The organism is Phenylobacterium sp. (genome assembly GCF_035276905.1).
Lineage (GTDB): Bacteria > Pseudomonadota > Alphaproteobacteria > Caulobacterales > Caulobacteraceae > Phenylobacterium.
In genome coordinates this window covers 1-7,397 of sequence record NZ_DATELG010000055.1, presented here as the reverse complement: position 1 = coordinate 7,397, position 7,397 = coordinate 1, and the positions used below count along the sequence as shown (strand labels likewise).

At 71.2% G+C, this 7,397-nt stretch carries 8 protein-coding genes and 1 pseudogene; 3 read left to right on the top strand and 6 right to left on the bottom strand.

The features are described 5' to 3' along the window. Nucleotides 1–619: M20/M25/M40 family metallo-hydrolase (locus VJS38_RS02280; protein ID WP_324086530.1), on the top strand; the 619-nt coding region annotated here is incomplete at its 5' end. Here VJS38_RS02280 and VJS38_RS02275 read toward each other — a convergent pair. Beyond that, entirely contained in the window at nt 576–1,634 is a 1,059-nt protein-coding gene (locus tag VJS38_RS02275; protein WP_324086529.1) for a glycosyltransferase family 2 protein, read from the bottom strand. The two genes, VJS38_RS02280 and VJS38_RS02275, sit on opposite strands and share 44 nt — an antisense overlap. A gap of 38 nt (nt 1,635–1,672) precedes the next feature. On the opposite strand from VJS38_RS02275, the gene rfbC reads away from it, so the two are divergent. After that, nucleotides 1,673–2,227, top strand: a complete 555-nt coding sequence (gene rfbC, locus VJS38_RS02270) for a dTDP-4-dehydrorhamnose 3,5-epimerase (protein WP_324086528.1) — start codon at nt 1,673–1,675, stop codon at nt 2,225–2,227. A 15-nt stretch (nt 2,228–2,242) separates the two neighbouring features. Here rfbC and queG read toward each other — a convergent pair whose 3' ends face one another. The 3 genes from queG to VJS38_RS02255 form a co-directional block, all read right to left on the bottom strand. Then, entirely contained in the window at nt 2,243–3,445 is a 1,203-nt protein-coding gene (queG, locus tag VJS38_RS02265) for a tRNA epoxyqueuosine(34) reductase QueG (RefSeq protein WP_324086527.1), read from the bottom strand. Next, complete coding sequence (locus tag VJS38_RS02260; RefSeq protein ID WP_324086526.1) at nt 3,426–4,112, bottom strand: glutathione S-transferase family protein; 687 nt, start codon at nt 4,110–4,112, stop codon at nt 3,426–3,428. The genes queG and VJS38_RS02260 overlap by 20 nt, the downstream gene beginning before the upstream one ends. Before the next feature lie 95 nt (nt 4,113–4,207). Beyond that, on the bottom strand, nt 4,208–5,149 hold the full coding sequence (locus VJS38_RS02255) for a cation diffusion facilitator family transporter (RefSeq protein ID WP_324086525.1): 942 nt from the start codon (nt 5,147–5,149) through the stop codon (nt 4,208–4,210). Between the two features lie 132 nt (nt 5,150–5,281). On the opposite strand from VJS38_RS02255, the gene VJS38_RS02250 reads away from it, so the two are divergent. Continuing rightward, nucleotides 5,282–5,692 carry a DUF2147 domain-containing protein gene (locus VJS38_RS02250; RefSeq protein ID WP_324086524.1) on the top strand — a complete coding sequence of 137 codons (411 nt, stop codon included), beginning with the start codon at nt 5,282–5,284 and terminating at the stop codon, nt 5,690–5,692. A 1-nt stretch (nt 5,693) separates the two neighbouring features. Here VJS38_RS02250 and VJS38_RS02245 read toward each other — a convergent pair whose 3' ends face one another. Beyond that, on the bottom strand, nt 5,694–6,668 hold the full coding sequence (locus tag VJS38_RS02245; protein WP_324086523.1) for a TIGR03557 family F420-dependent LLM class oxidoreductase: 975 nt from the start codon (nt 6,666–6,668) through the stop codon (nt 5,694–5,696). Between the two features lie 293 nt (nt 6,669–6,961). After that, nucleotides 6,962–7,397 (bottom strand): annotated as a pseudogene (locus VJS38_RS02240) (ATP-dependent DNA ligase); the annotation flags it as partial.

Below are 7,397 nucleotides of genomic sequence, written 5' to 3'. Positions count from 1 at the left end.
CGTGCGCGGCCGCGAGGCCCACTCCAGCCAGACCCAGCAGGGCGTCTCGGCGATCATGGAGGCCGTGCCGCTGATGGCCAGCCTGCGCGAGCTGGCGGACCGGCTGGAGCGGGAGGCCGACCCCGCCTCGCCGTTCACGCCGAAGGGCGCGACCCTCACCATCGGCGTGATCCACGGCGGGACGGCCAGCAACATCCTCGCCCGCGAGTGCCAGTTCCTGTTCGACCTGCGCTGTCCGCCGGGCCTCGACCCGTCGCGCCTCTTGCTGCCGTTCTACGCCCAGGTGGAGGCGCTGGACCGGGCGCTGAAGGCCCGCGCGCCGGAAGCCTGCGTCGAGATCCTGCGCCGTTCGCACACCCCGCCGCTGTCGCCGGAGCCGAACGGCGTGGCCGAGGCCTTCGCCCGCCGGCTGGCCGGCGACAACGGCCCGCCGCGCACGGTCTCCTTCGCCGCCGAGGCCGGCCAGTTCCAGGAGGCCGGCTTCTCGACCGTGATCTGCGGGCCGGGCTCCATCCTTCAGGCGCACCAGCCGGACGAGTTCGTCGAGCGCTCGCAGCTGGAGCGGGGCGCGGGCTTCATGCGCCGGCTGATCGAGTGGGCGCAGAACCCCGGGACCTGACCGCCGGGCGAACCACCACCTTGCGGCGGACCAGGACCCGCGGGCTCCAGCTCATCTGGCGGGCGATCGCCCAGGAGCCGACCTTGCGCGCGCCTTGCGCCTCCCGCCGCATCTGGAGCGCCAGCGGCAGGCCGTCGAGGGCGGCGATGAAGCCGCGCCAGGGCGAGGCGATCTCGCCGCGGGTGAGGTGGCGGGCGAACAGCACCGCGGTCGCCAGCATGTGCAGCGGCAGGGTCAGCCAGAGCAGCGCCGGCGGGGTGTCCTTGAGGTAGATCCACAGCCGGTTGCGGGTGCCGTGGAAGGTGGCGAAGTCCGAGCGCGGACCGCCGCTGGAGGCCGAGCCCACGTGCCGCACCGCCGCGGCCGGGACCAGCAGCGTCGGCTCGCCCCGCAGCTGCAGCCGGTAGCCCAGGTCGACGTCCTCGCAGTAGCAGAACAGCCGCTCGTCGAGCCCGCCCATCTCCAGGAACAGCCCACGGTCGATCATCATCGCCCCGCCGCAGGCCGAGAAGACCAAGGCCGGGTCGGTCAGGCCGGGGTCCGGCTGGTTGTAGCCCCCGCGGAAGGCGAAGCCCGCCAGCGACATCACATCGCCCAGGCCGTCGAGCCGCGACGGATCCTCGGCCTTCAGCTGCCGCGTGGCGAAGCAGCGGACTTCCGGCCAGGCCTCGGCCGCCGCCAGGAGCGCCTCCAGCCAGTCGGGCGCTGCGAAGGCGTCCGGGTTGAGCAGCGCCAGCCAGCGCCCGCGCGCGCGGCGGGCCGCCTGGTTGACCGCGGCGGCGAAGCCGAGGTTCTTGGCGTTGGCGATGAAGACCAGGTCCGGCTGGGCGGCCGCCGCCGCCTGGGCCGCGCCGTCGCTGGAGGCGTTGTCGACCAGGATCACCTCGACGTCGCCAATCGTCTGTTCACGGAGCGAGGCCAGGCAGTCGCGCAGAAGCGCGCCGCTCTCGTAGGCGACCACCGCCACGCTGACCTGCGGCGAAGGAGGCTTGTCATTTGCGCCGTCCCGCGCCATGCGAGGCTGTTCTCCGACATCGTGAACTGCAGGACGACATGACGACGATCACGCCGCTGGCCATCCCTGAGGTCCTGCTTATCACGCCCAGGCGCCATGGCGATGCACGCGGCTGGTTCGCCGAGACCTGGAGCCGCAAGACCCTCGCCGAGGCCGGGGTCGACGCCGACTTCGTGCAGGACAACCAGGCCTTCAATGCGAAGAAGGGGACGGTCCGCGGCCTGCACTTCCAGAAGGCCCCGCATCCCCAGGCCAAGCTGGTGCGGGTGCTGCGCGGGGCGATCCTCGACGTCGCCGTCGACGTGCGCGCCGGCTCGCCGACTTTCGGCCGGTGGGTCTGCGCCGAGCTCACCGCCGAGCGCGGCGAGCAGCTGTTCGTCCCCCGCGGCTTCGCCCACGGCTATTCGACCCTCACCGACGACTGCGAGTTGGCCTACAAGGTCGACGGCCTCTATGCGCCCGCGACCGAAGGCGGGGTGATCTGGAACGATCCGGACCTCGCCATCGACTGGCGCGTCGACGGCGAGGCGGTGCTGTCGGACAAGGACAAGGTGCTGCCGCGGCTGAAGGACCTGGGCGCGGTGGCGTTCTGACCGCCGAAAGCCCTTTCAGTCAGCTTCGCTGACCTCTCCCCCGCGAAGCGGGCGAGGTGGCTCGCATAGCGACACGGAGGGGGCGTCGGGCGTCGCCCCCGCCCATTCCTCGCGGACCTGCTCATCCGGCTCCGCGCGGAGCCGCAACTCCCGCAACGCCGCAAACGCCTCCGCCCCGACCAGCCGCGACAGCGCCCAGACGGCCGCCCCGCGCACCACCGGCGCCGCATCGTCCAGCAGCCGTTCCGCCGCCGCCGCCAGCGCCGGCTCGCCCGAGTTGCCGATGGCGTAGAGCACGTTGCGCACGAAGCGGTCGCGGCCGAGGCGCTTGACCGGGCTTTTGGCGAAGAGGGCGCGGAAGGCCGCATCGTCCAGGCGGACCAGCTCCGCCAGAGACGGCGCGCGCAGGGCGGTGCGGGCCGCCAGCCGTTGCTCGTGCGCGCCCTGTGCGAACTTGTTCCACGGGCAGACCGCGAGGCAGTCGTCGCAGCCGTAGATGCGGTTGCCCATGGCGGCGCGGAACTCGCGCGGGATCGGCCCCTTCAGCTCGATCGTCAGGTAGGAGATGCAGCGCCGCGCATCGAGCTGGAACGGCGCGGGGAAGGCCTGGGTCGGGCACACTTGCAGGCAGGCCGTGCAGCTGCCGCAAGTCATCGGCTCGGGCGCGTCGGGCGCCAGCTCCAGGGTCGTCAGGATCGAGCCCAGGAACAGCCAGGAGCCGAACTCGCGGCTGACGAGGTTGGTGTGGCGGCCCTGCCAGCCGAGGCCGGCGCGCTCGGCCAGCGGCTTCTCCATCAAGGGCGCGGTGTCGACGAAGACCTTCAGCTGGCCGCCGAAGCGGGCCTGCAGCCAGCCGCCGAGCTGTTTCAGCCGGCCCTTGATCAGGTCGTGATAGTCATCGCCGCGGGCGTAGACGCTGATCGAGGCCCGGGTCGGCTCGCCGAGCAAGGTCAGGGGATTTTCATCCGGGCCATAATTGACGCCCAGGACGATCGCCGAGCGGGCCTCGGGCCACATGCCGCGCGGATGGGCCCGGCGCTCGGCGGTCTCGGCCATCCAGCCCATTTCGCCGTGCCGCCCGGCGTCCAGGAACTCCCGCAGGCGGGCGGCCGCCGGCCAGGCGTCGTCAAGGTCGGCGAAGCGGCAGAGGTCGAAGCCGAGCCGCCTGGCCTCGGCGCGGATCAAGTCGTTCGGGCGCTCAGAAGTCGAGGTCGTCATAATGCCGGGCCGGCGTCAGCCCCGGCCAGCGGTCCTGCAGCAGAGGCCGGAACGCCGGCCGGGATTTCAGCTTCATGTACCAGGTCTTCACCGCGGCGAAGTCCTTCCACGGCACGTCGCCGAAATAGTCGATCACCGACAGATGGGCGGCGGCGGCGAAATCCGCCAGCGAGAGCCGCCGTCCTGCCAGCCATTCTCGGCCCTGGAGCAGTCCGTCCATGTAGTAGAGGTGGCTCTTCAGTCCCTCGCGGCCCTGGCGCAGGTTGGCCAGCTCCGGCGCGCCCAGGCCCAGCAGCCGCTTCTCCATCTTCTCGTGCAGGATGAAGCCGCCGGCCTCGAACTCGAACTTGCGGTCGAACCATTGCAGGAGGCGCCGCGCCTCGGCCCGCTCGGCCGGATCGGCGCCGAGCAGGGCCGGGTCCGGATAGGCCTCTTCGAGGTAGTCGAGCACGGCGCGGCTCTCGCACAGCGCCAGGGTCCCGCCCTCGCCCGCCTCGACCAGCACCGGCGTCAGGCCGGAGGGGTTGAGCTCGGTCAGCGCCTTCGGCCGCTCCCAATAGCGCACCGGATTGTCGGCGAACGGCAGGCGTTTCTCACCCAGCGCCAGCCGCACCTGGCGCGAGGCGGGGTCGAGCGGGAAATGGTGCAGGGTGCGTTCGACGCTCATCTCGGCGGGATGTCAGGAGGCGGATTCCGTGGGCGAATCCCTTCGAATCCAAATGACGCCGGACCTCTTAAGGCGCCGTTAGCTGTGCCGCTTTTTCAGGCGCGAACGGACGTCGTTTCGGCGAAGGCGCCGCCGTGCGGCTCGGCCCTGCCGCGCGGATCGGCGTGCATGATGATGTCCGCCGAGGGGAAGTCCTCCAGCACCCGCTTCTCGGCCGCGACCAGCACTTCGTGGGCGTCGGCCAGGCTCAGCTCCGGGTCGAGGTCGACGTGCATCTGCATGTGGACGAAGGGGCCGGCCGCGCGGGTGCGCAGCTGGTGCACGCCGGCGATCCGCGCATCGCGGGTGATCAGCTCGACGATCCGGCCCCGCGCCTCTCCTCCGAGCTCGCGGTCGAGCAGCTGGCCGGACGCCTCACGGAAAACGCCGATCGCGCCCCAGAGCAGGATCGCCGCGACGACCAGCGCGGCGGCGGCGTCCAGGCCGTTCAGCCCCAGGACCGCCGAGGCGGCGATGCCCAGCAGGGCCGCGACATTGGAGGCGACGTCGGAGGCATAGTGCGCCCGGTCGCCGGACACCGCGACCGAGCCGGTCCGGCGCAGGACCCGCGACTGGGCGGCGATCAGGCCGGCGGTCATCAGGATCGAGACGACCATCACCGCGACCGCCCAGCCCTCCTTCTGCAGCGGATGCGGATGGATGAGGTCGACGATCGCCTCGCGGCCGATCAGGGCGGCGGAGGCGAAGACCAGGCCGGCCTGGAACAGGCTGGCGAAGGCCTCGGCCTTGCCGTGGCCGAAGCGGTGCTCGGCGTCCGGCGGGACGACCGCGTAACGGACCGCGAAGAAGGTCGCCAGCGAGGCCACGAGGTCGAGCCCGGAATCCGCCAGCGAGGCGAGCAGCGCCACTGAGCCCGAGACCAGCCAGGCGCCCGCCTTCATCGCCACCAGCACCGCCGCGGTCAGCACCGACAGCAGGGTGACCCGACGGGTCAGCGCCGCCGTCTCGGCGGCCGGCAGGGCGGGGGGCGTGTTCATCGGCTGGCGAACTTAGTCGCCTTATGACAGGGCGCCAGCGCTAACGACTCGCAAGGTTGGGCGTTGCATCTGGGGGCGGCGTTGGCCGCCTCGACGCCGACTGTGCATAGTGGAGCTCGAGGAGATCTGCGCGTGAAGCATCTTACGCTCGGCCTGGCGGCCGCCGCCCTCATTGCGGCCAGCGGCCCCGCGGCGGCCCAGGACGACCTCCTGGGCGTCTGGCGCAATCCGAAGAACTCGGTGCACGTCGACATTCGACCCTGCGGGCCGTCGGCCTGCGGCGTGGTCATCTGGGCGAGCCAGAAGGCGCGGGAGGACGCGCGGCGCGGCAGCGGGCGCGAGCTGATCGGCATGAAGCTCTTCCAGGACTTCACCCGCGCGAGCGACGAATGGCGCGGCAAGGTCTTCGTGCCCGATCTCAACCGCACGCTGGCCGGCGCGGCGCGGGTGGTCGACGACAACCACCTCGAGGCCAAGGGCTGCGCGCTCGGCTTCTTCTGCAAGACCCAGGTCTGGACGCGCGTGACCCAGAGCACGAGCTGAGTCAGGCCTTCGCCGCAAGCTCGTCCAGCCGCGGCTTCAGGCTGCGCTCGAAGAAGTCGATGAAGCTCGCCTGATCCGGGCCGACGCCCAGCAGCACGACGTGGTCGAAGCCGGCCTCGACATACTGACGGATCGCCGCCAGGTGGCTCTCGACGTCGGGGCCCAGCCCCACGCCGTCCTTTAGGTCCTCCTTGCGGACGTAGCGCGAGGCGGCCTCGAACCCCTTGACGGTGGGGATCTCGCTCATCGCCGACCAGCCGAGCGCGCCGAACCGGAAGCGTTCGCGCAGCATCTCCAGCGCCTTCTGCTCGCTGTCGGCGTAGGCCAGCGTGCATTCGGCGTAGCGCGGGCCGGGCGTCTTCGTCTTGGCCAGATAATCCTGCACCAGCTTGGCCTGCGGCTCCGTCGCCATGACCCCGTCCGCCTTCTCGGCGGCCAGCGCCACGCCATGCGGGCCGCTGACGCCGAGCGTGACCGTGATCGGGCGGTCCGGCAGGTCGTAGAGCCGCGCATGGTCGATCTGGAAGTGCTTGCCCCGCCAGGTGTGCGCCCCGCCCTTCCAGAGCGTGCGGAAGATGTCGATTGCCTCGCCCAGCATCTCATGCCGCTCCGGGATCGAGGGCCAACGCGCGCCGGTGACATGCTCGTTCAGCCGCTCCCCGGCGCCGATCGCCAGCGAGAAGCGCCCCTCGCTCATCACCGCGATGGTCGCCGCCGCCTGGGCGATGATCGCCGGGTGGTAGCGGATGATCGGGCAGGTGAGGCCGGTGGTGACGCCCATCCTCGAGGTGACAGCGGCGATCGCCCCCAGCACGCTCCAGGCGAAGGGAGCGTGCCCCTGGATCTCCAGCCAGGGATGGAAGTGGTCGGAGATCGAGACGAAGTCGAACCCCGCCGCCTCCGCCCGCTGGGCGTTGGCCACCAGGGCCTTGGGCCCGTGCTCCTCGGTCATCAGCTTGTAGCCGAATTTCACCATGCGCGGCGCTCCATTGCTTGAAGCGCAGGAAACCGGCGAGGGACGGGATTGATCCCCACGGCTTCGTTCCTCCCCCGTGCAAACGGGGTGGGGGGACCACAGGCCGAGCGAAGCGAAGAGCGCGTGGTGGAGAGGGCAAGCCACCAGGCGCCGCGCTCGCCACATTCGCTTTCAACGCTGCACCGTTCATGCGGCCGCTGGCCCCCTCCACCAACCGCTCTTCGCTGCGCTCGGCGGCCGGTCCCCCTCCCCCGCTTCGCAGGTGAGGAAAAGCGTTTGGGGGAGGATCTCTGCTACCGCCCCTCCATCTGCTCCAGCAGCCGCTCCAGCGTCGACAGCTCGTCGGCCTCGCCGGGCGGCTTGTCCCAGCGGATGCGGTTGATCCGCGGGAAGCGCATGGCCACGCCCGACTTGTGCCGGGCCGAGCGCTGCAGCCCCTCGAAGGCCACCTCGAAGACCAGGCCGGCGTGCGGCTCGGCGCGGACCGAGCGGACGGGGCCGAAGCGCTCGATGGTGTGGTCGCGGACGTACTTGTCGATCTCCTTCAGCTCCTCGTCGGTGAAGCCGAAGTAGGCCTTGCCGACCGGCGTGAGCTGGCGCTGACCGGCCGTGTCCTCGGTCCAGACGCCGAAGGTGTAGTCGGAGTAGAAGCTCGAGCGCTTGCCGTGGCCGCGCTGGGCGTACATCAGCACCGCGTCGACCAGGAACGGGTCGCGCTTCCACTTGAAC